This is a genomic window from Microvirga pakistanensis, assembly GCF_004458765.1.
GTDB classification, from domain to species: domain Bacteria; phylum Pseudomonadota; class Alphaproteobacteria; order Rhizobiales; family Beijerinckiaceae; genus Microvirga; species Microvirga pakistanensis.
The window spans coordinates 1-223 of sequence record NZ_SPJX01000129.1; the positions used below are offsets into that span (position 1 = coordinate 1).

The 223-nt window shown below is 67.3% G+C and carries 1 protein-coding gene; it reads right to left on the reverse strand.

The features are described 5' to 3' along the window. Nucleotides 1-223, reverse strand: a 223-nt coding sequence (locus E4K09_RS04360; protein ID WP_193557247.1) for a lytic murein transglycosylase, incomplete at both ends; no start/stop codon positions are given.

Here is a 223-nt window from a genome sequence, read left to right on the forward strand (position 1 = left end):
TGCGCGCGCGAGAGCGGCGGATCGTCCGTCGGCCAGGCGGTCTGGATCCCGGGCAGGCCCTTCATGCGATCGCCCAGAAGCGCGATGGCGAGGCCGTAGGATTCGGCGGCATTGTAGGAATAGACCGCGTCGAAATTCCGGGTGACGAGGAAGGCCGGGCCGTCCACGCCCGCCGGAATGATGATGCCCGCCTGATAATCGCCCGAGAGCGGACGACCATCGA